Annotated in this window: 24 protein-coding genes; 15 read left to right on the top strand and 9 right to left on the bottom strand. The window is 66.3% G+C overall.

Annotated elements, in window-relative coordinates; translation table 11 throughout:
• The first annotated feature begins 171 nt into the window (after positions 1 to 171).
• Both AC25MA_RS06940 and AC25MA_RS06935 read left to right on the top strand, forming a co-directional pair.
• On the top strand, positions 172 to 1794 hold the full coding sequence (locus AC25MA_RS06940) for a methyl-accepting chemotaxis protein (RefSeq protein WP_028689394.1): 1623 nt from the start codon (positions 172 to 174) through the stop codon (positions 1792 to 1794).
• Positions 1795 to 1937: 143 nt separating this feature from the next.
• Positions 1938 to 4118, top strand: a complete 2181-nt coding sequence (locus AC25MA_RS06935) for an ATP-binding protein (RefSeq protein WP_349738543.1) — start codon at positions 1938 to 1940, stop codon at positions 4116 to 4118.
• On the opposite strand, the gene AC25MA_RS06930 is transcribed toward AC25MA_RS06935, so the two are convergent.
• Entirely contained in the window at positions 4108 to 6282 is a 2175-nt protein-coding gene (locus AC25MA_RS06930; RefSeq protein ID WP_463402053.1) for an ATP-binding protein, read from the bottom strand. The genes AC25MA_RS06935 and AC25MA_RS06930 overlap by 11 nt on opposite strands.
• A gap of 87 nt (positions 6283 to 6369) precedes the next feature.
• Positions 6370 to 7002: a LysE family translocator gene (locus AC25MA_RS06925; protein ID WP_062364300.1), complete on the bottom strand. Its 633-nt coding sequence runs from the start codon at positions 7000 to 7002 to the stop codon at positions 6370 to 6372.
• Between the two features lie 415 nt (positions 7003 to 7417).
• On the opposite strand from AC25MA_RS06925, the gene AC25MA_RS06920 reads away from it, so the two are divergent.
• Entirely contained in the window at positions 7418 to 7651 is a 234-nt protein-coding gene (locus tag AC25MA_RS06920) for a hypothetical protein (protein WP_028689390.1), read from the top strand.
• A 34-nt stretch (positions 7652 to 7685) separates the two neighbouring features.
• On the opposite strand, the gene AC25MA_RS06915 is transcribed toward AC25MA_RS06920, so the two are convergent.
• Together AC25MA_RS06915 and AC25MA_RS06910 are read right to left on the bottom strand one after the other, a co-directional pair.
• Positions 7686 to 8438, bottom strand: a complete 753-nt coding sequence (locus AC25MA_RS06915) for an anti-sigma factor family protein (protein ID WP_241411048.1) — start codon at positions 8436 to 8438, stop codon at positions 7686 to 7688.
• On the bottom strand, positions 8435 to 8953 hold the full coding sequence (locus tag AC25MA_RS06910; RefSeq protein ID WP_028689388.1) for a sigma-70 family RNA polymerase sigma factor: 519 nt from the start codon (positions 8951 to 8953) through the stop codon (positions 8435 to 8437). The genes AC25MA_RS06915 and AC25MA_RS06910 overlap by 4 nt, the downstream gene beginning before the upstream one ends.
• A 133-nt stretch (positions 8954 to 9086) precedes the next feature.
• Here AC25MA_RS06910 and AC25MA_RS06905 point away from each other — a divergent pair, with 133 nt between their 5' ends.
• The 4 genes from AC25MA_RS06905 (at position 9087) to AC25MA_RS06890 (ending at position 12572) form a co-directional block, all read left to right on the top strand.
• Positions 9087 to 10133 (top strand): catalase family peroxidase, encoded by a 1047-nt coding sequence (locus AC25MA_RS06905; RefSeq protein ID WP_486971902.1) that lies wholly within the window; start codon positions 9087 to 9089, stop codon positions 10131 to 10133.
• The gene (locus AC25MA_RS06900; protein WP_182322649.1) at positions 10130 to 10663 is read left to right on the top strand and encodes a cytochrome b; all 534 of its coding nucleotides are present in this window, start codon (positions 10130 to 10132) and stop codon (positions 10661 to 10663) included. The genes AC25MA_RS06905 and AC25MA_RS06900 overlap by 4 nt, the downstream gene beginning before the upstream one ends.
• Positions 10664 to 10741: 78 nt before the next feature.
• Entirely contained in the window at positions 10742 to 11947 is a 1206-nt protein-coding gene (locus tag AC25MA_RS06895; RefSeq protein WP_028689385.1) for an MFS transporter, read from the top strand.
• Positions 11948 to 12026: 79 nt separating this feature from the next.
• Positions 12027 to 12572, top strand: coding sequence for a cupin domain-containing protein (locus AC25MA_RS06890; protein ID WP_062364308.1), 546 nt, complete (start codon positions 12027 to 12029; stop codon positions 12570 to 12572).
• A gap of 120 nt (positions 12573 to 12692) precedes the next feature.
• Here the strand turns inward: AC25MA_RS06890 and AC25MA_RS06885 are convergent, their stop codons facing one another.
• Positions 12693 to 13292: a 2-hydroxychromene-2-carboxylate isomerase gene (locus AC25MA_RS06885; protein ID WP_062364310.1), complete on the bottom strand. Its 600-nt coding sequence runs from the start codon at positions 13290 to 13292 to the stop codon at positions 12693 to 12695.
• Between the two features lie 27 nt (positions 13293 to 13319).
• Entirely contained in the window at positions 13320 to 14051 is a 732-nt protein-coding gene (locus tag AC25MA_RS06880) for an SDR family oxidoreductase (RefSeq protein ID WP_028689382.1), read from the bottom strand.
• A gap of 89 nt (positions 14052 to 14140) precedes the next feature.
• Between AC25MA_RS06880 and AC25MA_RS06875 the strand changes: the two genes are divergently transcribed.
• The 5 genes from AC25MA_RS06875 to AC25MA_RS06855 all read left to right on the top strand — a co-directional run bounded on the left by AC25MA_RS06875 (position 14141) and on the right by AC25MA_RS06855 (position 21303).
• Positions 14141 to 14704, top strand: coding sequence for a TetR/AcrR family transcriptional regulator (locus AC25MA_RS06875; protein ID WP_028689381.1), 564 nt, complete (start codon positions 14141 to 14143; stop codon positions 14702 to 14704).
• On the top strand, positions 14691 to 15284 hold the full coding sequence (locus AC25MA_RS06870) for an eCIS core domain-containing protein (protein WP_062364313.1): 594 nt from the start codon (positions 14691 to 14693) through the stop codon (positions 15282 to 15284). Before AC25MA_RS06875 ends, AC25MA_RS06870 begins: the two co-directional genes overlap by 14 nt.
• A gap of 173 nt (positions 15285 to 15457) precedes the next feature.
• On the top strand, positions 15458 to 16699 hold the full coding sequence (gene mexE / locus AC25MA_RS06865; protein ID WP_069017747.1) for a multidrug efflux RND transporter periplasmic adaptor subunit MexE: 1242 nt from the start codon (positions 15458 to 15460) through the stop codon (positions 16697 to 16699).
• A gap of 12 nt (positions 16700 to 16711) precedes the next feature.
• Positions 16712 to 19891: an efflux RND transporter permease subunit gene (locus AC25MA_RS06860; RefSeq protein ID WP_279152977.1), complete on the top strand. Its 3180-nt coding sequence runs from the start codon at positions 16712 to 16714 to the stop codon at positions 19889 to 19891.
• On the top strand, positions 19888 to 21303 hold the full coding sequence (locus tag AC25MA_RS06855) for an efflux transporter outer membrane subunit (RefSeq protein ID WP_279152976.1): 1416 nt from the start codon (positions 19888 to 19890) through the stop codon (positions 21301 to 21303). The genes AC25MA_RS06860 and AC25MA_RS06855 overlap by 4 nt, the downstream gene beginning before the upstream one ends.
• Positions 21304 to 21383: 80 nt before the next feature.
• On the opposite strand, the gene AC25MA_RS06850 is transcribed toward AC25MA_RS06855, so the two are convergent.
• Positions 21384 to 21650, bottom strand: a complete 267-nt coding sequence (locus AC25MA_RS06850; RefSeq protein ID WP_088852099.1) for a Pathogenicity locus — start codon at positions 21648 to 21650, stop codon at positions 21384 to 21386.
• Between the two features lie 88 nt (positions 21651 to 21738).
• On the opposite strand from AC25MA_RS06850, the gene AC25MA_RS06845 reads away from it, so the two are divergent.
• Complete coding sequence (locus tag AC25MA_RS06845; RefSeq protein WP_028689375.1) at positions 21739 to 22356, top strand: LysE family transporter; 618 nt, start codon at positions 21739 to 21741, stop codon at positions 22354 to 22356.
• Positions 22357 to 22359: 3 nt separating this feature from the next.
• Here the strand turns inward: AC25MA_RS06845 and AC25MA_RS06840 are convergent, their stop codons facing one another.
• Both AC25MA_RS06840 and AC25MA_RS06835 read right to left on the bottom strand, forming a co-directional pair.
• Positions 22360 to 22755: a hypothetical protein gene (locus tag AC25MA_RS06840; protein WP_028689374.1), complete on the bottom strand. Its 396-nt coding sequence runs from the start codon at positions 22753 to 22755 to the stop codon at positions 22360 to 22362.
• Positions 22756 to 22812: 57 nt separating this feature from the next.
• Positions 22813 to 23514: an NUDIX hydrolase gene (locus tag AC25MA_RS06835; protein WP_028689373.1), complete on the bottom strand. Its 702-nt coding sequence runs from the start codon at positions 23512 to 23514 to the stop codon at positions 22813 to 22815.
• 143 nt (positions 23515 to 23657) lie between these two features.
• Between AC25MA_RS06835 and AC25MA_RS06830 the strand changes: the two genes are divergently transcribed.
• A complete protein-coding gene (locus AC25MA_RS06830) occupies positions 23658 to 24308 on the top strand; it encodes a nicotinamidase (protein WP_028689372.1) in 651 nt (216 codons plus the stop codon).
• Positions 24305 to 25504 (top strand): nicotinate phosphoribosyltransferase, encoded by a 1200-nt coding sequence (gene pncB / locus AC25MA_RS06825; protein ID WP_028689371.1) that lies wholly within the window; start codon positions 24305 to 24307, stop codon positions 25502 to 25504. Before AC25MA_RS06830 ends, pncB begins: the two co-directional genes overlap by 4 nt.
• Positions 25505 to 25555: the final 51 nt, after the last annotated feature.

Below are 25555 nucleotides of genomic sequence, written 5' to 3'. Positions count from 1 at the left end.
CAGCATCGCGGGCCCCGACGGCGGGTCCCGCGATCACGCCCACAGCGGGTTTCACGCGAGTGAGAAATAGGAAAAAACCGTTACACGGTGTGATACCCGCCGACTACTCGCCCCCCACAAGATCCCATCATGCTCTTGATGTACGCATTTCTCTTACATCAAGGAACATCAATGCTTCTACGAGACATGAAAATCGGCAAACGGGCAGCCTGCCTGTTCACCCTACTGGCTGCTCTCGTCCTGTCCATGGGAAGCGTCGCGCTCTATGAGACCCAGCAGATGGACAGCGCCACCGACGAAATCCGTATCAACTGGCTTCCGGCCGTGATCGCACTCAACGAGGTCGGCGCCAGCCTCACCCAGGAACGCGCCGCCACCCTGCGCACAGCCTTGGAGGATGGCACCAGCGAGGGGGCTAGCATCCAGTTGCTCAACCGCATCGACGAGGCTTTGCGCCAGAGCCTGCGGGCGTACGAGGCGACTATCGACGGCGAAGAGGACCGTGCCCTGTTCAATGCCTTCATCGCGGCGCGCAAACGGTACGCCGACCTGCAGCAGCAGGTACTGGGACACATCAGCGAGGGCCGCATGGCTGAAGCCAGGCGGCAGATCAGCGGCCCGCTGCTCCAGCGGGCCGACCAGATGATGGAGACAATGGCGGCATTGGTGGCCTTCAACTACCGAGGTGCGCAAGCCGCCTCACAGCGAAGCAGCGATGTCGGCGACGATGCCTTCCGCGTACTCGTCGTTTCACTGGTGCTGATCATCCTGGTACTGGTCGTCATCGCCGTGCTGTTCACCCGCAGTTTGGTTGCGCCCCTGACCGAGGCCGTTGCCGTGGCCGAGGGTATCGCCACCGGTGACCTGACCCAAAAGATCGCGGTGGTCGGCCACGACGAGCCGGCGATGCTGCTGCACGCCCTGCGGCGCATGCAACAGAGCCTGCGCGAGACCATCGGCAAGATCGCCGCGTCCTCCGATCGTCTGGCTTCGGCCTCCGAAGAGCTGCACACCGTCACCGAGGACACAAGCCGCGGCCTGCAGCAGCAAAGCACCGAGATAGACCAGGCCGCCACAGCGGTCAATCAGATGACCAGCGCCGTCGAGGAAGTGGCAAGCAATGCCGTGAGCACTGCCGAGGCCTCACAGGGCGCCGACCAGGCCACCCGTGAAGGCCGAGACCAGGTCAACCAGGCACTCGCCTCGATCCAGCACCTGGTCGACGATGTCACCGGCACGGCGGAAGAGATCGAACAATTGGCCAACAGCGCCAACGAGATTACCCGGGTACTGGATGTGATCGGTTCGATCGCCGGACAGACCAACCTGCTGGCCCTCAACGCCGCCATCGAAGCCGCTCGCGCCGGTGAGGCCGGTCGTGGTTTTGCGGTGGTTGCCGACGAGGTGCGTGCCTTGGCACATCGCACCCAACAGTCGACCGCCGAAATCGAGCAGATGATCGGGGGTATCCAGGGCGGCACCGAGCGTGCGGTCAGCGCCATGCACAGCAGCCAGGGCCGCGCCAGCGGTACCCTGGAGGTGGCGCAAGCGGCCGGTCAGGCCCTGGAGCTCATCGCCCGGACCATCGCCTCGATCAACCAGCGCAACCTGGTGATCGCCAGTGCCACGGAGCAACAGGCCCAGGTGGCGCGCGAAGTGGATCGCAACCTGGTGAACATCCGCGACCTGGCGCTGCAGACAACGACCGGGGCCAACCAGACCAGCGCCTCGGCCCAGGACCTGTCGCAATTGGCGCTGGAGCTGAACGGCCTGATCGCGCAGTTCAAGGTCTGAATAGCCTCTTGGGTCAAGCCCGCTCCCACAATTGAACGCCGGCATCAGTGGAAGCGGGCCAGCACGGCCCATACAAAATCCCTCGCCAAGCGCCGCGTCTCGGTGCACCCTGATGCTCTCACGCACAAGGACCCGCACCGCACATGGCGAAATGGCTCGACGGCGGCGGCCTCATGGCCGAGCGCATCCGCAACCACGACTGGTCGTCTACCCCCCTGGGCCCCCTGGCCAGCTGGCCTGACGTGCTCAAGACCACGGTCGCCCTGTGCCTGGCCTCGCGCTTTCCCCAGGCCGTGCTCTGGGGCGACGAGCTGATCACCCTGCACAACGATGCTTTCAGCGAGATCCTCGGCAACAAGCCCTCGGCCCTGGGCCGCCCCTTCAGCGCGGTCTGGCAGGAAGCCTGGAGCGATATCCGCCACCTGGCACAACGCGCCCTCGATGGCGAAGCCGTGTACATAGAGGACTTTCCCCTGCTGATCGAGCGCCACGGCAGCCCGGAGCGCGCCTACTTCACGTTCTGCTACAGCCCCATTCGCGACCATGACGGCCAGGTGGTCGGCATGATCGACACGGTCACCGAGACCACCGCCAGCGTGGTCGCCAACCAACGCCTGAACTTTCTTGACACCCTCAGCCGAGCGGCGGCCAATGCCACAGATCCGGAGCGGATCATGGCTATCACCACGCGCCTGCTGGGCGAGCACCTGCACCTTTCAAGCTGCGCCTACGCCGTTATGGACCCTGACCAGGACGGCTTCACCATCTGCGGCGACTGGGTCGCGCCTGGCTCACCACGCCAGCTCGGCCGATATCGCCTGGGCGACTTCGGCGAGCTGGCCGTCAGCCGCCTGCGCGCCGGACTGGGGCTGGTGATCAACGACAACCTCACGCAGTTGCCGGCCTGCGAATCGGCGACGTTCCAGGCCATCGGCATCACCGCGACACTTTGCATGCCATTGATCAAGGAAGGCCGCCTGACCGCACTGATGGCCATCCACGACAAGCTGCCAAGGACCTGGACCCGCTACGAACAGACCCTGCTCAACGAGGTGACCGGACGCTGCTGGGCACATATCCAGCGAGTCCAGGCCAACGCACAGGTGCGCGAGGCGCTGACGGCCCTGGAGGCGCTCAACGCCACCCTCGAACAACGTGTGGAGGAGCGTACCGAGCAGCTCCTGCACACCGAGGCCGTGCTGCGCCAGGCCCAGAAGCTCGAGGCCATCGGCCAGCTGACCGGAGGCGTGGCCCACGATTTCAATAACCTGCTGACCATCATTCGCTCTTCCCTCCACTTCCTGCAGCGCCCGGATCTCGACGAAACGCGCCGCAGCCGCTATTTCAAGATCGTGTCCGACACCGTCGACCGCGGCGCCAAGCTCACCGGGCAACTGCTCGCCTTTGCCCGGCGCCAGGCCCTCAGCCCGCAGGTGTTCGATGCTGGCCCACAGCTCAAGGCCATGGCCGAGATGCTCGACACCGCCACTGGCGCACGTATCCAGGTCAGCCTGGAGTTGCCCGACACGCCCTGCCATGTGCATGCCGATCTCGGCCAACTGGAAACCGCGGTAATCAACCTGATGATCAATGCCCGCGACGCCATGGCCGGGGTCGGCACCTTGCGCCTGCGCCTTGAAGGCGACCAGCATTTGCCTGAGATTCGCGGCCAGCCGGCACAGGACGACCGCTTCGCGGCGATCTCGGTGATCGACGGCGGCGTGGGCATCGCCCCGCACCTGCTTGAGCGCATCTTCGACCCGTTCTTCACCACCAAGGCCTCCGGACAGGGCACCGGCCTGGGCCTGTCGCAGGTGTTCGGCTTCGTCAAGCAGTCCGGTGGCGATGTGCGGGTGGTCAGCGTCGAAGGACAAGGCACCACCTTCACCCTGTACCTGCCACAGGTGTCCCAGCCTGACACCGAGGAGCCCGGCGTGACCGCGCAGCTGGCGCCACAGGGCGACCGCAAGCGCATCCTGGTGGTGGAGGACAACCCGGATGTCGGCAGTTTCACCGCGCAGATCCTGCGCGACCATGGCTACCAGATCAGTTGGGCGACCTCGGCCGAGGACGCGCTGGCCCAGCTCGCGGCCGCCCGGGGCGGATTCGATGCGGTGTTCTCCGACGTGGTCATGCCGGGCATGGGCGGCCTTGCCCTGGCCAGGGAGCTGCGTCACAGCCAGCCGCAGCTACCGGTGATCCTCACCTCCGGCTACAGCGAGGCGATCGCCGAGGGTGGCCACCAGGGTTTCGCCTTCCTGGCCAAGCCCTATTCGGCCGAACAGGTGTGCCAGATGCTCGGGGATGTGTTGGCTAGGACTTGAGCAGTCGCGCCAGGCTCTGTCCCAGCTCGTCCTGGCGAAATGGCTTGCGCAGCACCTCGAAGCCATGCAGCTCGTGTGGCGTCAGGTTGGCGTAGCCGGTGATGATCAACACCGGCAGTTGCGCCAGCCGCTCGCGCACCTGCTGGGCGAAACGCACGCCGGTGGTTTCGGCCATGACATGGTCGGTCAGCAGCACATCGGGCAACAGCCCCTTGTCCAGCAACGCCAGGGCCTGGGCCGGGCCCTCGGCCTCGGTCACCTCGTACCCCAGGGCACGCAGTTGCAGGAGCGTGGCCTGGCGCACCAGCGGCTCGTCATCCACCAGCAGCACGCGCGTCGGGCGTCGCGCCCGCGAGACCTCGACCGGCATGGCCACTTCATCTACCGCGTCCTGCTCGCTGGCCGGCAGCCACAGGGTCGCTTCGGTGCCCCCGCCTACCCGCGAGCGAATGCCAAAGCCACCACCGGACTGCAACGCCAGGCCCTGCACCATGGGCAGCCCCAGCCCGGTGCCGCGGCCGACGCCCTTGGTCGAATAGAATGGCTCGATGCAATGCGTCAGCACGTCCTCGCTCATGCCGCAGCCGTTATCGGCAACCTGCAGCCACACCAACGGGCCTGTCTGCAGGCCGGGTGGCCTCGGCGTACCGTCGCCGTCGAGACCGGCACGTATGGTCAGTTTGCCACCCTCGCCCATGGCATCGCGGGCGTTGACCACCAGGTTCAGCAACGCCAGCTCCAGCTGGTGCGGATCCACCAGCACGCCTGGCAACGCCGCCTCGACACTGACCTCGATGGCAATGGTAGGCCCCAACGAGCGGACGATCAGCTCTCGCATTTCCTCCACCAGCGCCGCCAGCGATACCGTCGTGGGCTTGAGGGTCTGGCGCCGGGCAAAGCTGAGCAGGCGCCCGACCAGGTTGCGCGCCCGCTCGGCCGCCTGCAGGCCGCCATCGATCAGGCGCTCGGCGCGCTCCGACTGAGGATGGCGGCGCAGCAGTTCGAGGGAGGCGATGATCGGCGTCAACATGTTGTTGAGGTCGTGGGCGATGCCCCCGGAGAGCTGGCCAATCATCTCCATCTTGCGCGCTTCGTGCAGTAGCGACAGCGACGCTTCGCGCTGGGCAAGCATCTTGGCCACCCGGTCTTCCAGGTTTTCGTTGAGTGCATGCAAGGCGCGCTCGGCGCGGGCATGGGTGACCGCCGACCAGACTTGGCGGGCGGCCTCCTGGACCAGCAGGCACTCGCTCTCGGCCCAGGCATGGGGGGTATGGAAATGCACCGCGAGCACCGCCTCCAGGCGCTCGGCGCGCAGCACCGGCACGTGCAGTGTCGCACACAAGCCCTTGAACCGTGCCGGTGCGCTCTTGCTTGGCTCATAGCTGCGCTGCACCGCCTGACCGGCCAGCAGCGCCTCGTGCAACACCGGGTCCAGGGCCGAATACCGGTTCAAGCCGACCATCGAGGGCACCTCGGTGGCCCACTCCTGGGCGACCCGGTAGCGCCGGCCATCGCCCAGGTCCTCACCGAAACAGACCCGCGCCGCGCCCAACTCCTCACCCAGCCGGCGCACCGCGTGGGCCTCGATGCGCTCGGCCTCGCCCAGGCCTGGCAAGGCCTGGCGCAGCTCCTGGAGAAACGCTTGGCGTTGCTGGAAACGTACCCGCTCCGTGGTGTCGGTGACGATGCACAATACACCACCCACCCCACCGTCAGCCTCGCGCACAGCGGAGTAGGAGACGTCGAAAAAGGCGGTTTCACCCAACCCATGCCGTTCGATATAGAACGGCCGGTCCCGCGCCGAAAAGGTTATGCCGGTTTCACGCACCCCGCGCAACAGCGGCTCGAGATCGTCCCACAGTTCGCTCCAATGCTCCTGCCCAGGCCGGCCCAGCGCCCCGGGATGCTTGCTGCCGATGGTTGGCCCGTAGGCATCGTTGTACAGCGCGATGTACTGCGGCCCCCAGAACAACACAATCTGCGCCTGCGCCGGCAGCAGCATGGCCACCACCGACTGCAGCACGGGCGACCAGCTGTCCGGCGCCCCGAGCGGGGATTGCCGCCAGTCCATCGCCTGCAACAGGCAGCTGACTTCGCCACCGCCGTCCAGAAAGCTCGGCAGTGCTTGCAGGTTGACGGTCTTGCTCTGCTGGCGCACTTTCATGTCTCGGCAGTCCCGGGCACGTTTTCTTTCCTATGAGGGTAAGAAATCGCCCGCTGGCAAAACGTTCCATCAGATTGACGCCGACGATCAGCGGCGCCCTTCGGCCAGCATGCGCAGCGCCAGCGCCGCCAGCACCGTGCCCATCAGCCAGCGCTGGACCTGCTGCCACACCGGCCTGCCGGCCAGGAACACGGCAATGGAGCCGGCCATCAACGCAATCAGCGCGTTGACCGTGACACTGATGGCGATCTGCGTGCCGCCCAGCACCAGCGACTGCGCCAGCACGCTGCCGTGGCCGGGCTCGATGAACTGCGGCATCAGCGACAGGTACATGACCGCGATCTTGGGGTTCAGCAGGTTGGTCAGAAAGCCCATCATGAACAGCCGGCGCGGGCTGTCCGCCGGCAGGTCGCGGACTTGGAACGGCGAGCGTCCACCCGGGCGCAGCGCCTGCCAGGCCAGGTACAGCAGGTACAGCGCACCGCCGATGCGCAGTGCGTCGTAGGCGAACGGCACGGCCATGACCAGGGCGGTGATGCCCAGCGCGGCGCAGAGCATGTAGAAGACGAAACCCAGGGCCACCCCCGCCAGCGAGATCAACCCGGCACCACGCCCCTGGCAGATGGAGCGGGAAATCAGGTAGATCATGTTGGGGCCCGGGGTCAGCACCATGCCCAGGCTGATCAGGGCGAAGGCCAGCAGGTTGGAGGGTTCGGGCATCATGCACATCCTTGTGTGGGTAGAAGTACGCGAAGTGTATCCATACATGAACGTGCCTTGAAACGGTTATCCGAGCCCGGTAACCTTTGCGCGTTGCTGTAAGTCCAGCAGCCGGGTTTGGTAGCCCGCGATCAATCAAGGCGCACAAGCGCCCGCTCTACGATTCAGTCGGCGCTTTTTTGTGTCCGCCGTTTCGTTCAATGGCGGCTGTGCGCAGGGCGCCCCCGTGCGCGCCGGTTTCCTTGATTCCCGGTCTACCAACCTGCGTTCAGCCGTCACCATTCGTTTGGTAGCGAACTGTGGCGGCTCCATTGAATCAAGGAGCGACACAATGACAAAAGGCTTACCTGATCCTCCGTTCCGCGCCACCACGGCGCACTCCAGCTTCGGCAACTGCGAATGCAGCCACCCTTCCCTGTTCGCCGTGCGCGAAGGCGTGGACTTCGAAGACGCACTGGTGCACCTGTCCACCCTGCTCAAGGGCGCGTTCGCCACCAACCTCAAGGCCATGGAACTGGCGACAGGCACCTGCCACGACCTGCTGCTGGGCAACGATCACGGGCTGGATGCGGCCAAGGCGGTGGTCGAGGCATTGCTCGACGGCGTGGAAATGCAGCAAGTGGAAAAGGCCCGCCTGCGCACGGTCTGAAACCGTGCAGGTCGATGCGCCGGCCTCGACCTGCCTACAGGCTGACACCCAGCGTCCGGCGCAACGACTCGCCGCGAGCGTCATCCGCCGCGCTGACCAGGGCAAAGTTGTAGTCGCCATGGGACCAGTAGCGGGCCTGCAACTGGCCGTCGGTGCGCTGGCCGCTGGGCATGCGCTCGAAATGCTCGCCGGGCGAACGCAGGAACAGGCTGATGCGCTGCCCCTGGCGGTCCTGGAACACCAGCAGCGCCGCTGGCCCCGCCTCGTTGCTCAGCAGGCGCGCGCCGACCGGCTGTAGGCCATAACCGGACAGGTCCGGCAGCTGGCCGACACGGTTGAAATGACGCCCCAGCCATTCCTGCAGCCGCTTCGGATCGCTGGCCTGGATATCCAGCGCGGCCGCGTCGGCGAACAGCCGGTGGGCCTCTACCGCGTCGGCCATGGGCAGCATGCCGGCGAACAGCGTCGCCTCACGCGCCTGCCAGCCGCCCAAGCCGCCCAGGCTTACCGCCAGCAACAGCGCCGCCGCCTGTGCCAGGCGCCATTGCCGGCGCTGGCGCAGGCGGCGACGCAAGGGCGCCAGGTCCAGCGCCGGGTCGCTGGGCTGCTCGCCGAAGCCCGCCAGGGCCGCCCGCAGGCGTCGGGCATCGCCGCGCCAGGCCTCGATTCGCGCCGCCTCCTGTGGATTGGCCGCCAGCCACACCTCGACCTCGACCCGGCGCGCCGGCTCCAGGCGCTCGTCGACATAGGCGTGCAACTCGTGCTCGGTGGGGATCAGGCGTGTCATTTGAGTCTCCGCAAGGCCGGGGGCGTGGGGTTGCCCTCGGTCAGTTCACGCAAGGCGGCGCGGGCGCGCGACAGGCGCGACATCACCGTGCCGATGGGAATGCCGAGGGTGTCGGCCGCCTCCTTGTAGCTCAGGCCCTCGACGCTGACCAGCAACAACAGGGCCCGCTGCTCCGCCGACAGCCGGGCGAAGGCGCGCAAGTCGGCCTGGGCCAGGACAATGCTCTCGATCTCGCCACCGGCCGGCTCCTCGGCCTGGCCCCGACCGAACCAGGTAAGCCAACGGGCATGCAGGCGCTCACGGCGCTTGCCGTCGAGAAACAGCCGGTAAAGGATGGTGAACAGCCAGGGGCGCAGGCTGTCGGCATCGCGCTGCTGGCCACGGCGGCTCAGGGCACGCTCGACCGTGGCCTGGACCAGATCGTCGGCGCCGCCGGGCTCGCGGGTCAGCCACAGGGCGAAGCGGCGCAGGCGTTGCAGCAGCTCGCGCCATTGTTGGTCGTCCAGATCGTGCATGGTCGGGTTCCAGGCCCCAATGGGCAGTCAGTGTAATGGGCAGACGGCCCAGCACGAAATCTATTCCCTCGGCGGGAATAAATCGTTCGCCCTTACGTCATACCGGCTCATTCCAACTGACCGGAGCGTCCCCATGACCCCTCCCCTGCACGGCCCCGCCAAGGCCCTGCGCCTGGCCGCCATCGGCGCCACCCTCGCCGCCCTGGGTGCGGGCTTCGCCTATGCCGCCGGCTGGATCGGCGCGCCAGGGCTGACCCCGCAGCGCATCATCGACACCTTCGAGGCCCAGGCAGGTCATTATCCCGGTTACCGGAAGAACCATGCCAAGGGCCTGTGCGTCAGCGGTTATTTCCAGGCCAGCGGCCAGGCCGCGGCGCTGTCCAGCGCCCGCGTCTTCAGCCAGGCCCAGGTGCCAGTGATTGGCCGATTCGCCATCGGCGGCGCCAACCCGTTCGCCCCGGACACCGCCATACCCGTACGCAGCCTGGCCATCCAGTTGAGCAGCGATGACGGACAGGTCTGGCGCACCGGCATGAACAACCCGCCGGTGCTGGCGGTGAGCACGCCCGAGGCGTTCTACCAGCAGGTACTGGCCGGGGCCCCCGACCCGGCCACCGGCAAGCCGGACCCGGCCAGACTGCAGGCGTTCTTCGCCAGCCACCCGGAAAGCGCGGCGTTTCGCCAGTGGGCGGCCAGCTACAAGCCCAGCGACAGCTTCGCCAGCACCGCCTACAACAGCATCAACGCCTTTCGCCTGATCGATGCCCACGGCAACGCCCAGCCGGTGCGCTGGGCCCTGGAGCCGCAGACCGCGTTCACCGCCCTGCCCGCCCAGGTCGATGACAAGCAGTTCCTCCAGCACGACCTGCAGCAGCGCCTGGCGCAAGGCCCGTTGCGCTGGACCCTGCGCCTGACCCTGGCCGAGCCCGGCGACCCGGTGGACGACCCCGCCCGGCCCTGGCCCGCCGAACGCCGCAGCATCGACGCCGGCACCCTGGTGCTGGAACGGGTCGACGGCCCCGAGCAAGGCGCCTGCCGCGACCTGAACTTCGACCCGCTGATCCTGCCCCAGGGCATCGAACCATCCGCCGACCCGATCCTCGCCGCCCGCTCGGCCGCCTATTCGGTGTCGTTCAACCGCCGCAGCCACGAAGCGCTGAGCGAAGGAGCCCGCCCATGACCGCCACCGCCTTCCACCCCCTGGCCCGCCTGCTGCACTGGCTGATGGCCGCGCTGATCCTGGCCATGCTGTTCATCGGCGTGAACATGGTCGGCGACCTGTCGCCACGGCATCCGCTGCTGGTCGAGCTGCACAAGGCCACCGGCCTGGCCCTGCTGGTGCTGGTGATCCTGCGCATCGCCCTGCGCCTGGGCCTGCCGCACCCGGCCTTGCCCCGCGACCTGCCCCGCCTGCAGCGGCTGGTCGCCGGCGCCTCGCACCTGTTGCTGTACGGCCTGATGCTGGCCATGCCGCTGCTCGGCTGGGCCATGCTCTCGGCCGGCGGCTATCCACGGCCCCTGCAACTGCCCGCCATCGCGCCCCACGACCTGCAGCTGTACGCCGTGCTGCGCCAGGCCCACGGCTGGGCGGGCTACCTGCTGTTCGCCACCGTGCTGCTGCACTTGGGCGCGGCCTTGGTGCATGCCCTGGTGCGCCGCGACGGCGTCTTGCGTAGCATGTGGCCAGGCCCGTTGCGCCGCAGTGAATGAGCATTGCCAGGGTCGACACATGTAAATAATTATTACTAACATTGGCGCTCATTTCGTCGAACTGCCCCGGACTGCCCCATGAACGTTGCAAAGGACCCTGCCGCATTGACCCCCGCCAACACCTTGGACCTGCGTCCTCTGATGCTGGTGAACATGGCCTGCACCATGGCGATGATGGCCTTCGTCGCCCTGATCGGCCCCATCGCCCGACTGCTGGGCATGGCCACCTGGCAGGCCGGCGCGGCGGTGACCGTGGCCGGCGTGGTCTGGGTGCTGCTGGCCCGGCCCTGGGGGCGCCTGGCCGACCGCTATGGCCGACGCCGCGTGCTGCTGCTGGGCAGTGGCGGTTTCACCTTGGCCTACTGGGTGCTGTGCCTGTTCATCGACGGCGCGTTGCGCTGGCTGCCGGGCGCGAGCGTGGCGTTCTTCGGGTTGATGCTGGCCCGCGGCTTGATCGGCGCCTTCTATGCCGCGCTGCCGGTAGGTGGCAACGCCCTGATCGCCGACCATGTCGAACCCCAGCGTCGGGCCCGGGCCATGGCTTCGCTGGGGGCGGCCAATGCCGTCGGCCTGGTGGTCGGGCCGGCACTGGCCGCGCTGCTGTCGCGCTACAGCCTGAGCCTGCCGTTCTATGCCATGTCGCTGCTGCCGGCCACGGCGTTCGTGGTGCTGCTGTTCAAGCTCAAGCCCCAGCCATTGGCGCAAAGCCATGCGCCCAATCCGGTGCGCCTGTCCGACCCACGCCTGCGCCGCCCGCTGTTGGTGGCCTTCAGCGCCATGCTGAGCATCACCGTGTCGCAGATCGCCGTCGGTTTCTTCGCCCTCGACCGCCTGCGCCTGGAGGCCGGCGACGCCGCCCAGGCCGCGGGCATCGCCCTGACCTGCGTGGGCGTGGCGCTGATGCTGGCACAGGTGTTCCTGCGCAGGCTCGAGTGGCCGCCAGCGAAAATGATCCGTATCGGCGCCAGCATCTCCGGGCTGGGCTTTGCCGCCGCAGCGCTGGCCACCCAAGCGCCCTGGCTGTGGGGCGCGTTCTTCGTCGCCGCGTTCGGCATGGGCTTTGTATTCCCGGCATTTTCCGCCCTGGCGGCCAACGCCATGCAGGCCGGCGAACAAGGCGCCACTGCGGGCTCGATCGGCGCCGCCCAGGGCATGGGCGCGGTGATCGGGCCACTGGCGGGCACCCTGGTCTATGCCCTCGACCCGCGCCTGCCGTTCCTCGCCGTGGGTGCCCTGCTGTTGCTGGTGGGGCTGTGGCCGTTGGCGACCGACCAGCGTCACTGAGACGCACAGCGCGCAAGCCTGCAGAGTGTGTTTTAATGCCTCGCCCATTATTTTTGACACCTCTGCAAACAAGGCGGCTATGGACACGGGGACACGACTCAAACTGGTGCGTGAACGCAACAACCTCTCCCAACGGGAACTGGCCCGCCGCAGCGGCCTGACCAACTCGACGATCTCGCAGATCGAGCAGAACCGGGTCAGCCCTTCGGTCAGTTCCCTCAAGAAACTGCTCGAAGGGATCCCCATGTCCCTGGCGGAATTCTTCAGTTTCGACGAGCCGGTGCGCGAGGAGCGCTACGTGTTCCGTGGCGCAGAGCAGCCCGACCTGGGCCGCAACGGCCTGCGCATGCTGCTGGTCGGTGCCAGCGTCGAAGGCCGGCAGATGCGCATGCTGCGCGAACTGTACGCGCCGGGTGCCGATTCCGGCGAGCCGATCGTCCACGCCGAAGGCGAGGAATGCGGCCTGGTCACCCGGGGCACCATGGAGCTGTGGGTCGATGGCCAGGTCAGCGTGCTCAACGCCGGCGACGGCTACTACATCCCCACCACCCTGCCCCACAGCTTCAAGAACATCGGCCCCGACGAGGCCGAGATCATCAGCGCCAATACCCCGGCGAACTTCTGATCCGGCAAAAGGGTTTCAGCGCCTGCGCGATCGAGCGCTGCAACCCTGACGACGTACAGGCCATGAAGCAATAGCACCCAAGGTTTTTGGAATCGCAGTCTGCAAGAACCTTGTTGTCCCTCATGCCCGCCTGACCAAAGCCTGCTCGACGAAATCCAGCCGGTCCTGGCCGAAGAACATCTGCCCATCGACGAAGAACGTCGGCGCGCCGAACACGCCACGCTCGACCGCCTCCTCGGTAGCTTTACGCAAGGCGTCCTTGACCTCGGGCCGGGCGGCCAGTTCATGCAACATCCCGGCATCGAAGCCACCCGCGGCCAATGTTTCACCCAGCACCGCCGGGTCTGCCAGATTGCGCCCGTGCACGAACAGCCCTTCGAACAGCACCTTCAACAGCGCCTCGAACCGCGCTTGGGCAAACAACTGGACGCCAATCAGCCCGCGCATCAGGTTCAGGGTGTTGACCGGAAACCCGGGCGGCAAGGTCAGGGGCACCCCATAGCGATCGGCATAACGCTTGAGGTCGATGCGCATGTAGCGCCCCTTGGCTGGCACCATGACCGGCGAGGCGTTGCCGGTGGCCTGGAACACCCCGCCCAACAGGATCGGTTTGTACACCAACTGCGCCCCGTGGCGCGCGCACAGGGCGGGTAGCTGGGTCGAGGCCAGGTAAGTGGCCGGACTGCCCAGGTCCAGGAAGAACTCGACGGTCTTGCTCATGATTCGTTCCTTGTATGAGGATGGGACTTACCAGCGCTCCATCCACGGGCGCAGGTCAAGTTCGAAGGTCCAGGCGTCCCGTGGCTGGGCGTGCAGGAACCAGTAACTGTCGGCAATGTGTACAGGGTCCAGGATGCCGTCCTGGTCCTTGAGCGCATAGCGTTCGGGGAAACTGTCGCGGATGAACGCGGTGTCGATGGCCCCGTCGACCACCACATGAGCCACATGGATGTTTCGCGGCCCAAGCTCGCGCGCCATGCTCTGGGCCAGGGCGCGCAAACCATGCTTGGCCCCGGCGAAGGCGGCAAAACCGGCCGCGCCACGGGTACCAGCGGTGGCACCGGTAAAGAGGAGGGTGCCGCGCTCGCGGGTCACCATGCGCCGGGCGACTGCCTGGGCGGTGAGAAAACCAGCGAAGCAGGCCATTTCCCAGATTTTGAAGTACTTGCGCGGGGTTTCCTCGAGGATGCCGCACGGGACATTGGCGCCGATGTTGAAGACAAATGCTTCGATCGGGCCGATATCGCGCTCGATGGTCTCGACCAGCTCTACCACCTCCTCTTCCTTGCGCGCATCCGACCCGAAACCATGAGCCTGACCGCCTGCGGCGCGGATCTCATCGACCAGCGGCTGCAGCTTGTCCACCTGACGCCGGGTGACACAGGCGACATACCCCTCACGGGCGAAACGCTTGGCGATTTCGCCACCGGTGGCGTCGCCCGCGCCGATCACCAGCACGACCTTTTGTTGTTCTGCCATGGACCGCCCCATTGATGAATGATCGTTTAGTAAACGAACGCTATGCTACGATCAGCTGAACGTCAAGCCCGCGCCAAGAGGTTCCGCGCATGCGCTACAGCACCGACCACAAGCAACAAACCCGCGAGAAGCTGCTGGCCAGCAGCGGCGCCCTGGCCAAACGCGGTGGGTTCGCCGCCACCGGCGTGGCCGGATTGATGAAGGCCATCGGCCTGACCGGCGGCGCCTTCTACAACCATTTCCCGTCCAAGGACGACCTGTTCAGCGAGATCGTCCGCCGCGAGCTGGCCAACAGCCCGTTGGCGCGCCTGGTCGAGCGCGGCGCCGACCGCCCCCGGCTCAGGCGCCTGCTCGAGCAGTACCTGAGCCTGGCCCACCTGCACAATGCCGAGGGCGGCTGTCCGCTGCCGCCGCTGGGGGTGGAGATCGCCCGCGCCGAGCGACCGGTGCGCGAACAGGCCGAGCACTGGTTGGTGGAGCTGCACCAGGCGTGGAGCGAGACCCTCGACAACTCCGAGCTGGCCTGGGCCCTGCTCAGCCAGTGCGTCGGCGCGCTGGTGGTGGGCCGCATGCTGGCCAGCGAGCCGGTGCAGGCGCAGGTGCTGGACGCCAGCCTCCAGTTGGTCGGACGGGTCTTCGATGAAGTTCGCTAGTACGCTGCTCGGACTGATGTTGACCCTGCCCGTCTTCGCCCAGGAAAGTTGCCCGACCGGGCAATACCAAGTGTGCCTGGTGGTGTGTTTCTGCGCGCCCGTCGACCCCAACCAGAGCGGCCAGGTGCTGCAGGATGTCGAGCGCATGGCCACCAGCAGCCTGGTGTTCGCCCTGCGCCAGGCCCGCGACGAGGCGACCGCCAGCGGCAGCCAGCCGATCCCCTTGCATATCCGCGCCCAGCTCGAACCCTGGTACGACTTCGCCGTGCTCGACGCGGCGCGGTACCGGGTGGGCGATGAACAGCAGATCAGCGCCGCCAATGCGTTGCTGCAGAACCCGGACGTCAACGCGGTGACCCTGATCGACACCATCATCTTCCGCCGCAGCGCCGATGCCGAGGACAACGTGGCGCTGTGGGCCCATGAACTCAAGCATGTGCAGCAGTACCAGGAATTGGGGGTGGAGGAATTCGCCAAGCGCTATACCCGGGATTACCAGGCGCTGGAGGGGCCGGCCTACGAGATCGAGGCGCAGGTGGCCAAGGCGTTGCGCGAAAAGGCATCCGGCGGGCCACGCTGACTGCCGAATTACACCATCCCTCTGTGGGAGCTGCCTTGAAATCATGCGTCCGGATCGATGACGGCACCCGACATATCATTGCGCGTGATAATGACCTTCGCTCCGTTTGATTCGTGCGCCACGCGCAAGACACTCACACTCCGCCCACTACTAATACATTGGCGGAGTTCTCCATGGATCACTCACTCAAACCCTTGCGCTTTCCCCTCGCTGCCCTGGCAGTGGTGGTGCTCAGCGCTTGCGGTCGCACCCCCGACGCCGTGCAGGCTCCCGCCGCGCCCAAGGTCAGCGTAGCCAAGGTAATCGAACAGCCGATCAACGAATGGGACGAGTTCACCGGCCGCCTGGAAGCGCCGGAAACCGTCGAAGTGCGCCCACGGGTGTCCGGCCAGATCGACCAGGTGGCCTTCACCGAAGGCGCCCAGGTGAAGAAAGGCGACCTGCTGTTCCAGATCGACCCGCGCCCGTTCCAGGCAGAAGTCCGCCGTCTCGAAGCCCAGCTGCAACAAGCCAAGGCCACCGCCATCCGCAGCGCCAACGAAGCCCGCCGCGGCGAACGCCTGCGCGACAGCAACGCCATCTCTGCCGAACTGGCCGAGTCGCGCAGCAGCGCCGCCACCGAGGCCCGTGCCGGAGTCGACGCGATCCAGGCCCAGCTCGACCTGGCCCGCCTGAACCTGAGCTTCACCCGTGTCACCGCGCCGATCAGTGGCCGGGTCAGCCGTGCCCAGTTCACCGCCGGCAACATCGTCACTGCCGATGTCACCCCGCTGACCAGCGTGGTCTCCACCGACAAGGTCTACGCCTATTTCGACGCTGACGAGCGCGTGTACCTCAAGTACAGCCAGCTCGCCCGCGACGGCCAGCGCGGCCAGAGCACCCCGGTGTACCTGGGCCTGACCAACGAGACCGGCAATCCGCACCTGGGCCAGATGAACTTCGTCGACAACCAGGTCAACCCGCGCACCGGCACCATTCGTGGCCGTGCCGTTTTCGACAACCGTGACGGCCAGTTCACCCCCGGCCTGTACGCGCGCCTGAAGCTGGTCGGCAGCGCCCAGTACGACGCCGTGCTGATCAACGACGAAGCGGTCGGCACCGATCTTGGCAAGAAGTTCGTGCTGGTCATGGACAAGGACAACAAGGCCGCCTATCGCGCCGTGGAACTGGGGCCCAAGCTCGAAGGCCTGCGCATTGTGCGCAGCGGCCTGGGCAAGGACGACCGCATCGTGGTCAAGGGCCTGCAGCGCGTGCGCCCGGGCTCGCCGGTCACCCCGGAGGAAACGCCGATGGCCAGCGAACAGACCCTTGCCGCCCTCGCCCAGCAACGCCAGGCCCTGGAGGCCAGCAACCCGGCGCCGAAGGTTGCCGGCGCCAATGTCAAAGTCGCCAGCGCCCAAGCGCCGCGCGGTTAAGGGACAACACCGATGAACTTTTCGAAATTCTTCATTACCCGGCCGATCTTCGCCGCGGTGCTGTCGCTGGTGCTGCTGATCGCAGGTTCCATCTCGCTGTTCCAGCTGCCGATCAGCGAATACCCCGAAGTGGTGCCGCCCACCGTGGTGGTGCGCGCCAACTTCCCCGGCGCCAACCCCAAGGTGATCGGCGAAACCGTCGCAGCGCCCTTGGAACAAGCCATCACCGGTGTCGAGAACATGCTGTACATGTCCTCGCAGTCCACCGCCGACGGCAAGCTGACCCTGACCATCACCTTCGCCCTCGGCACCGACCTGGACAACGCCCAGGTGCAGGTGCAGAACCGCGTGACCCGCACCCAGCCCAAGCTGCCGGAGGAAGTCACCCGTATCGGCATTACCGTCGACAAGGCCTCGCCCGACCTGACCATGGTCGTGCACCTGACCTCGCCGGACAACCGCTACGACATGCTCTACCTGTCCAACTACGCCATCCTCAACATCAAGGATGAGCTGGCGCGCCTGGGTGGCGTGGGTGACGTGCAGCTGTTCGGCATGGGCGACTACTCGCTGCGGGTGTGGCTCGACCCGAACAAGACCGCTTCGCGCAACCTGACCGCCAGCGACGTGGTGGCCGCCATTCGCGAGCAGAACCGCCAGGTCGCCGCCGGCCAGCTGGGCGCCCCGCCCGCCCCGGGTTCGACCAGCTTCCAGCTGTCGATTAACACCCAGGGCCGCCTGGTCAACGAGGAAGAGTTCGAGAACATCATCATCCGTGCCGGCGCCAACGGCGAGATCACCCGCCTGAAGGACATCGCTCGGGTCGAGCTCGGCTCCAGCCAGTACGCCCTGCGCTCGCTGCTGAACAACCAGCCGGCGGTGGCCATCCCGATCTTCCAGCGCCCGGGCTCCAACGCCATCGAGATCTCCGACGAAGTGCGGGCGAAAATGGCCGAGCTGAAGAAAGAGTTCCCGGAAGGCATGGACTACAGCATCGTCTATGACCCGACCGTGTTCGTCCGTGGCTCCATCGAAGCGGTGGTACACACCCTGTTCGAAGCGCTGATCCTGGTCGTGCTGGTGGTGATCCTGTTCCTGCAGACCTGGCGCGCCTCGATCATCCCGCTGATGGCCGTGCCGGTTTCGCTGATCGGCACCTTCGCGGTGATGCACCTGTTCGGCTTCTCGCTCAACGCGCTATCGCTGTTCGGCCTGGTGCTGGCCATCGGTATCGTGGTGGACGACGCCATCGTCGTGGTGGAGAACGTCGAGCGAAACATCGGGCTTGGCCTGAAACCGCTGGAAGCCACGCAGAAGGCCATGAGCGAAGTGACCGGCCCGATCATCGCCACCGCCCTGGTGCTGTGCGCCGTGTTCGTACCCGCCGCGTTCATCTCGGGGCTTACCGGGCAGTTCTACAAGCAGTTCGCGCTGACCATCGCCATCTCCACCGTGATCTCGGCGTTCAACTCGCTGACCCTGTCGCCGGCCCTGGCCGCCGTGCTGCTGAAGGACCACCATGCGCCCAAGGACCGTTTCTCGCGGTTCCTGGAAAAGCTGCTGGGCAGCTGGCTGTTCGCTCCGTTCAACCGCTTCTTCGACCGCGCCAGCCATGGCTATGTCGGCGGCGTGCGCCGGGTCATCCGCTCCAGCGGCATCGCACTGTTCGTCTATGCAGGGCTCATGGGCCTGACCTACCTGGGCTTCTCGTCCACCCCGACCGGCTTCGTCCCGGCCCAGGACAAGCAGTACCTGGTGGCCTTCGCCCAGTTGCCTGACGCCGCCAGCCTCGACCGTACCGAGGCTGTGATCAAGAAGATGAGCGAGATCGCCCTCAAGCAACCGGGCGTGGCCGATTCGGTGGCCTTCCCTGGCCTGTCGATCAACGGCTTCACCAACAGCCCGAACAGCGGCATCGTGTTCACCCCGCTCAAGCCGTTTGACGAGCGCAAGGACCCGAGTCAGTCGGCGGCGGCCATCGCCGCAGCCCTGAACGCCCAGTTCGCCGATATCCAGGACGCCTACATCGCAATCTTCCCGCCTCCGCCGGTTCAAGGCCTGGGCACCATCGGCGGCTTCCGCCTGCAGATCGAGGACCGCGGCAACCTGGGCTATGAAGCGCTGTACAAAGAGACCCAGAACATCATCGCCAAGAGCCACAACGTGCCGGAACTGGCGGGCCTGTTCACCAGCTACCAGGTCAACGTGCCGCAGGTCGATGCCGCCATCGACCGGGAAAAGGCCAAGACCCACGGCGTGGCGATCAATGACATCTTCGACACCCTGCAGGTCTACCTGGGCTCGCTGTACACCAACGACTTCAACCGCTTTGGCCGCACCTACCAGGTCAACGTCCAGGCCGAGCAGCAGTTCCGCCTCGACGCCGAGCAGATCGGCCAGCTGAAGGTGCGCAACAACCTGGGCGAGATGATCCCGCTGGCGACCTTCCTCAAGGTCAGCGACACCTCCGGGCCTGACCGGGTCATGCACTACAACGGCTTCATCACCGCCGAGATCAACGGTGCCGCGGCCCCCGGCTACAGCTCCGGCCAGGCCGAGGCGGCAATCGAGAAGCTGCTCAATGAAGAACTGCCCAACGGCATGACCTTCGAATGGACCGACCTGACCTACCAGCAGATCCTCTCTGGCAACACCGCGCTGTTCGTGTTCCCGCTCTGCGTGCTGCTGGCCTTCCTGGTGCTGGCCGCCCAGTACGAAAGCTGGAGCCTGCCGCTGGCGGTGATCCTGATCGTGCCGATGACCCTGCTGTCGGCCATTACCGGGGTGATCATCTCCGGTGGCGACAACAACATCTTCACCCAGATCGGCTTGATCGTGCTGGTGGGCCTGGCGTGCAAGAACGCGATCCTGATTGTCGAGTTCGCCAAGGATGAACAGGCCAAGGGCCTCGACCCGCTGGCCGCGGTACTGGAAGCCTGCCGTCTGCGCCTGCGGCCGATCCTGATGACTTCTATCGCCTTCATCATGGGCGTGGTGCCGCTGGTGTTCAGCTCCGGCGCCGGCTCGGAAATGCGTCACGCCATGGGTGTGGCGGTGTTCTCGGGGATGATCGGGGTGACCGTGTTCGGCCTGTTCCTGACCCCAGTGTTCTTCTTCCTGATCCGCCGTTTCGTCGAGCGTCGCCAGGCCCGCAAGGCCGAGCACGCCGTCGCGCTGGAGACCCACGCATGAAGTTGCTCAAACACCTGACCCCGAGCCTGCTGGCACTGGCCCTGGCGGCCTGCGCCGTGGGCCCGGACTACAAGACGCCGGACACCGCGCCGGCCAAGCTGGACAGCGGTCTGGAGGCCAAGGCCTTCGACCGCAGCCGCTTCGAAAGCGTGTGGTGGAAGCAGTTCGACGACCCGGTGCTCAACCAACTGGTGCAGGCGTCGCTGGACGGCAACCGCGACCTGCGCGTGGCCTTTGCCCGCCTGAAAGCGGCGCGGTCGATTCGCGAGGACGTGTCCAATGACCAGATCCCCGTGGTCACCAGCCGCGCCAGCAGCGATCTGGGCAAGGGCCAGGTGCCCGGCCAAACTGAACGCCGGGTCAACAGCGAGCGTTATGACCTGGGCCTGGACATGGCCTGGGAGCTCGACCTGTTTGGCCGCATCCAGCGCCAGATCGAGGCCAGCGAAGCCCAGGAAGCCGCCGCCGAAGCCGACCTGCAACAACTGCAGGTCAGCCTGATCGCCGAGCTGGTCGACGCTTACGGCCAGTTGCGCGGCGCCCAGCTGCGCGAGCAGATCGCCGTGGCCAACCTCAAGACCCAGCAGCAGTCGCGGGACATCACCGTGACCCTGCGCGACACCGGGGTCGGCAATGAACTCGATGTGGTCCGCGCCGACGCCCGCCTGGCGGGTGTCGAAGCCACCGTGCCGCAGCTGCAGGCCGCACAGGTGCGGGCGAAGAACCGCATCGCCACCCTGCTCGGCCAGCGTCCGGACGCCCTGGGCGTCGATCTTGCGCCCAAGGCCCTGCCGGCCATCGCCAAGGCCTTGCCGGTGGGCGACCCCGGCGAGCTGCTGCGTCGCCGCCCGGACATCCGCAGCGCCGAACGCCAGCTGGCCGCGGCCACGGCCAACGTCGGCGTGGCCACCGCCGACCTGTTCCCGCGGGTCAGCCTCAGCGGCTTCCTCGGTTTCACCGCCGCGCGCGGCTCGCAGATCGGCTCCTCAGCGGCCAACGCCTGGGCGCTGGGCCCGAGCATCACCTGGGCGGCCTTCGACCTGGGCAGCGTGCGCGCCCGCCTGCGCGGGGCCAAGGCCGATGCCGAGGGCGCCCTGGCCAACTACGAACAGCAGGTGCTGCTGGCCCTGGAGGAATCCTCCAACGCCTTCAGCGACTATGGCAAGCGCCAACAGCGCCTGCTGGCGCTGATGCGCCAGAGCGACGCCAGCCGCAAGGCGGCGGAACTGGCTTCGGTGCGCTATCGCGAAGGCACGGTGGACTACCTGGTGCTGCTCGACGCCGAACGCGAGCGCCTGAGCGCCGAAGACGCCCAGGCCCAGGGCGAGGTCGAGCTGTACAGCGGCATCGTCGCGATCTACAAGGCGCTGGGCGGCGGCTGGCAACCCGACGTGGTGGCCAGCTCGCGCTGACCGCCCCCTGATGTGAAGACTCCTTTGGTTGGTTCCTCCCCCAACCGTTTGCCCCGAAGGCCTTGGTCTTCGGGGCTTTTTTATGTGCCATTGGCGGGACAGGTGCCCTGCAGGACATGCTCCCTGGCCCGGGCAATCGCCGCCTGTATTGCCCCTCGCGCCTGGGGGCTGTTCTTCCAGCAACTGCTGCCCACCAGACCGGCCGCCTCGCTGACGATCTGCAGGGCGTCGGCCCCGGCCAGTCGCGCCAGCGAGTCATAACCCAACTGCTCGAGCCGCTGCACCACGGTCGGCCCCACGCCCTTGACCGCCAGCAACACTGCCCGCTCATGCGCATTGAACGCCATCTCCACCTCCCTGTGCCGTCGTGGCTTTGCAAGTGTTGCGAATAATGGCATATATCCTGATCAGCCCGCCCTCCCCAGGAGACTACCCATGCTCGGCGTGACCGACTACGGCGCTTTCGTGATCGCGTTCCTTATCCTCCTGGCGATCCCCGGGCCCGGCAACTTCGCCCTGATCACCGCCACCGGCAAGGGCGGCATCAAGGGCGGCCTGGCCGCTACTTTCGGAGTGATCCTCGGCGACCAGGTGCTGATGTGGCTGGCGGTGGCGGGCGTCGCCACCCTGCTGGCCGCCTATCCGGCCGCCTTCCATGTGGTGCAGTGGGCCGGCGCCGCCTACCTGGCCTGGCTCGGCCTGCGCATGGTGCTGAGCAAGCCCGGCGGCGCGCCGCGCGACAGCGGCATGGCCAGCGGCCGCTACCTGCGCCAGACCATGATGATCACCCTGCTCAACCCCAAGGCGATCATGTTCTACATGGCGTTCTTCCCGCTGTTCATCGACCCGGTGCGCCACCAGGGCGTGGTGACCTTCGCTTTCATGGCGCTGACCGTGGCTGGCCTGACCCTGCTCTACGGCCTGGTGGCGGTGCTGCTCACCCACCGCTTGGCCGAGCGCATGCGCGCCAGCCCGCGCATCACTAACCTGCTCGAACGCCTGGCCGGCGCCTGCCTGGTAGGCTTCGGCATCAAGCTGGCGGCAATGCGTTGATGTTCAGGCATCACGCAGCAGGTCATGGGCGTCGAGCAGGCGGAAGGCCACCTGCGGATTGCGCTCCAGTCCCCGGCGGATAGCGGCGGGGATCGACTGGCGGGTCTTGCGGCACAGGCCCGGCTGCGCCGCAAGCTCGATGACGATGCCGCGCATGGTGCGCACTTCGTTGAAGCCTGGGGCGATATGCACGCGGATGCCCAGCTGTTCGTAGAGGCGTGACTGCAGGCGCTGCAGGTCCTCCAGATCCTTGAGGTTTTCCAGGCGTTCGACCAGGCGCTTCTCCTCCTCGCGGGTGAGCAGCAGGATGCGTCGCTCGGGGCCGTCGGCCAGGCGTTCGCGGCCGCAGTCGCAGGCGCCCGGTGGACAAGGATGGCGTAAAGGAGGCAGGTTGGTCATGGGGGCAAGGATAGTCGCTACTCGACAACTGCAGGAAGAGGCCGCGATCGGTCCTGACTATCCTCCCGCCAGCAGACTCCGGTCGAACATGAACGCCCCGCTCCCCTGCGGGGTATGCCGGTACAGTTGCTGTGGACGCCCCAGCCTGGGCTGGTTCTTTTCTCCGGTGTCCTGCACCCAGCCTTCGCGCTTCATGCGCTCCAGACGTTTGCGCATCGAGGTGTTGTTGACCGGCTGCCCCAGGCACGCCTGCGCGGCGGCCAGCGCATCCAGCACGGTGAACCGCTCGGGTGCCAGGTACAACGGCAGGTTGGTGTACACGGCCTTGGCCACCAGCCGTTCATGGGCACGCTCGACCAGCAGGCGATGATCGAACGGCAACGGCGGTTCGTTGTCCAGGACGCGTTGCAGATCGAAAAAGGCAATCTGCGGGTCCTCGACCACAACCGCAGGATCGAGCAACGCCAGGTAGTAAGTGCTCAAGGTCCAGCCCCGAGGGTCGCGGGAAGCATTGCCCTCGGTGCCGACCTGCTCCAGGTGGCGCGGGCGCACCTTGGCCTTTTCCGAGAGCGCCCGGCAGGCGGCGGCATCCAGGTTGTTGTCCGCGGAACTGCCATTGACGATGACACCCGGCAAGGCCCACTGCCCCTTGTAGGGCTCGCGTTCGCGCGGGGACAGCAACACCTCCAGGCGCTGGCTGTGGGGTGACAGGCGCAGGGTGACGATATCGACACTGGCCAGTACTTCAGCTGTGCTCACGGAACGGATCCTTAATCAACATACGCCTATATTCCATCAGAGCGATTAAATAGAGCAACCCTGAACCCCTGGATAAAATGACCTTGACACACTTAATTCACCAGGTGGAATATATAGCCATTCCAGCCGAGGAGTTTCCTCCAATGAAAATCGCCAGTTTCGATGTCGACGCGCAGAACGGCTTCACCGCCAACGCCCCCCAGGAGCTGCCGGTGCCCGGCGGCCACCTGATCGCCCCTGCGCTCAACGCCATGGCCCAACGCGCCTCGCTGCGCCTGGGCAGCAAGGACGCGCACCCGGCCAACGCCGCCTGGGTGGTCGCCGAGCCGGGCCAGATGCTGCAAGCATTGCCCCTGGCCAATGCCGACCTGACCTGGGTCAGCCACTGCGTCCCCGGTACGCCGGGCTTCGAGCTGCTGCCCGGCCTGCCCGCTCCCATCGACTACGACTACTTTGTCTGGAAAGGCGTCGAGCCTGACCTGCACCCCTATGGGGCGTGCTACCACGACCTGGCCGAGCGCCGCTCTACCGGCGTCATCGAGTTCCTCAAGGTGCAACAGGTGCAGGCGATCATCGTCGGTGGCCTGGCATTGGACTACTGCGTGCGCACCACCGCCCTGCAGCTGCGCCGCGCCGGCTTCGAGGTGCTGCTGTACCTGCCGGCCTGCCGCGCCCTGAGCACCGAGGGCGCACAGGCGGCCTGCGATGAAATGGCCAGCACCGGCATCCATCTGTGTGCCGACGAACAGGCCCTCGATACCCGGCTCGACTTACTCAAGGAGGACCACCCATGAGCGACAGCGTCTTCGGCCCACGGATCATCCAGAACCTGCTGGACACCGACTTCTACAAGATCACCATGATGCAGGCGGTGCTGCACAACTACCCCAACGCCGAAGTGGAATGGGAGTTCCGCTGCCGCAATGACGAGGATTTGGCGCCCTACCTCGCCGAGATCCGCTACCAGGTCGAGCAGTTGGCCGATGTCTCGGTCACCCACGACCAATTGGCCTACCTGGAAAAGATCCCGTTCATCAAGCCGGACTTCATCCGCTTCCTCAGCCTGTTCCGCTTCAACCTGCGCTATGTGCAGGTCGGCCTGGACAATGCCGGGCAACTGGCGATCCGCGTGCGCGGCCCGTGGTTGCACGTGATCCTGTTCGAGATCCCGCTGCTGGCGATCATCAGTGAGGTACGCAACCGCTACCGCTATCGCGAGGTGCTGATCGAACAGGTCGGCGAGCGCCTGTACCAGAAGCTCGACTGGCTCAAGGCAGAAGCCAGCGACGACGAACTGGCCGGTCTGCAACTGGCCGACTTCGGTACCCGCCGGCGATTCTCCTATCGGGTACAGGAAGAGGTGGTGCATATCCTCAAACGCGACTTCCCTGGGCGTTTCGTCGGCACCAGCAACGTGCACCTGGCCCGCGAATACCAGATCAAGCCCATCGGCACCATGGCCCACGAATGGTTCATGGCCCACCAGCAGCTCGGCCCGCGCCTGGTCGACAGCCAGGCCGCCGCGCTGGAATGCTGGGTACGTGAGTACCGTGGCCAGCTGGGCATCGCCCTGACCGACTGCATCGGCATGGATGCATTCATGAAGGACTTCGACCTGTACTTCGCCAAGCTCTTCGACGGCCTACGGCATGACTCGGGCGAGCCGCTGGCCTGGGCCGAGAAAGCCATCGCCCACTACCAGCGACTGGGCATCGATCCACGTGGCAAGACGCTGATCTTCTCCGACGGCCTGGACTTCGAGAAGATGCTGATGCTCTATCGCGCCCTGCACGGGCGGATCAACGTCAGCTTCGGTATCGGTACCAACCTGACCTGCGACATCCCCGGGGTCAGGCCGATGAACATGGTGATCAAGATGACCGCCTGCAACGGCGCGCCGGTGGCGAAGATCTCCGACAGTCCGGGCAAGACCCAGTGCCGGGACGAGAATTTCGTGGCGTACCTGCGGCATGTGTTCAACGTCCAATAACCCCGGGGCTGCTACGCAGCCCTTTGGCCGGCAAGTCGGCTCCCACAGGGT

Source organism: Pseudomonas sp. P65(2024) (genome assembly GCF_057480955.1).
Note: the sequence above shows the minus strand (reverse complement) of the source record. Positions and strands in the feature narration are given on the sequence as shown.

What these genes read in the sequence shown, in the direction of transcription:
- AC25MA_RS06940 (WP_028689394.1), top strand. Translation starts at nt 172, where the DNA reads ATGCTTCTACGAGACATGAAAATCGGCAAACGGGCAGCCTGCCTGTTC.
- AC25MA_RS06935 (WP_349738543.1), top strand. Translation starts at nt 1,938, where the DNA reads ATGGCGAAATGGCTCGACGGCGGCGGCCTCATGGCCGAGCGCATCCGC.
- AC25MA_RS06930 (WP_463402053.1), bottom strand. Translation starts at nt 6,282, where the DNA reads ATGAAAGTGCGCCAGCAGAGCAAGACCGTCAACCTGCAAGCACTGCCG.
- AC25MA_RS06925 (WP_062364300.1), bottom strand. Translation starts at nt 7,002, where the DNA reads ATGCCCGAACCCTCCAACCTGCTGGCCTTCGCCCTGATCAGCCTGGGC.
- AC25MA_RS06915 (WP_241411048.1), bottom strand. Translation starts at nt 8,438, where the DNA reads ATGACACGCCTGATCCCCACCGAGCACGAGTTGCACGCCTATGTCGAC.
- AC25MA_RS06910 (WP_028689388.1), bottom strand. Translation starts at nt 8,953, where the DNA reads ATGCACGATCTGGACGACCAACAATGGCGCGAGCTGCTGCAACGCCTG.
- AC25MA_RS06905 (WP_486971902.1), top strand. Translation starts at nt 9,087, where the DNA reads ATGACCCCTCCCCTGCACGGCCCCGCCAAGGCCCTGCGCCTGGCCGCC.
- AC25MA_RS06900 (WP_182322649.1), top strand. Translation starts at nt 10,130, where the DNA reads ATGACCGCCACCGCCTTCCACCCCCTGGCCCGCCTGCTGCACTGGCTG.
- AC25MA_RS06895 (WP_028689385.1), top strand. Translation starts at nt 10,742, where the DNA reads ATGAACGTTGCAAAGGACCCTGCCGCATTGACCCCCGCCAACACCTTG.
- AC25MA_RS06890 (WP_062364308.1), top strand. Translation starts at nt 12,027, where the DNA reads ATGGACACGGGGACACGACTCAAACTGGTGCGTGAACGCAACAACCTC.
- AC25MA_RS06885 (WP_062364310.1), bottom strand. Translation starts at nt 13,292, where the DNA reads ATGAGCAAGACCGTCGAGTTCTTCCTGGACCTGGGCAGTCCGGCCACT.
- AC25MA_RS06880 (WP_028689382.1), bottom strand. Translation starts at nt 14,051, where the DNA reads ATGGCAGAACAACAAAAGGTCGTGCTGGTGATCGGCGCGGGCGACGCC.
- AC25MA_RS06875 (WP_028689381.1), top strand. Translation starts at nt 14,141, where the DNA reads ATGCGCTACAGCACCGACCACAAGCAACAAACCCGCGAGAAGCTGCTG.
- AC25MA_RS06870 (WP_062364313.1), top strand. Translation starts at nt 14,691, where the DNA reads ATGAAGTTCGCTAGTACGCTGCTCGGACTGATGTTGACCCTGCCCGTC.
- mexE (WP_069017747.1), top strand. Translation starts at nt 15,458, where the DNA reads ATGGATCACTCACTCAAACCCTTGCGCTTTCCCCTCGCTGCCCTGGCA.
- AC25MA_RS06860 (WP_279152977.1), top strand. Translation starts at nt 16,712, where the DNA reads ATGAACTTTTCGAAATTCTTCATTACCCGGCCGATCTTCGCCGCGGTG.
- AC25MA_RS06855 (WP_279152976.1), top strand. Translation starts at nt 19,888, where the DNA reads ATGAAGTTGCTCAAACACCTGACCCCGAGCCTGCTGGCACTGGCCCTG.
- AC25MA_RS06850 (WP_088852099.1), bottom strand. Translation starts at nt 21,650, where the DNA reads ATGGCGTTCAATGCGCATGAGCGGGCAGTGTTGCTGGCGGTCAAGGGC.
- AC25MA_RS06845 (WP_028689375.1), top strand. Translation starts at nt 21,739, where the DNA reads ATGCTCGGCGTGACCGACTACGGCGCTTTCGTGATCGCGTTCCTTATC.
- AC25MA_RS06840 (WP_028689374.1), bottom strand. Translation starts at nt 22,755, where the DNA reads ATGACCAACCTGCCTCCTTTACGCCATCCTTGTCCACCGGGCGCCTGC.
- AC25MA_RS06830 (WP_028689372.1), top strand. Translation starts at nt 23,658, where the DNA reads ATGAAAATCGCCAGTTTCGATGTCGACGCGCAGAACGGCTTCACCGCC.
- pncB (WP_028689371.1), top strand. Translation starts at nt 24,305, where the DNA reads ATGAGCGACAGCGTCTTCGGCCCACGGATCATCCAGAACCTGCTGGAC.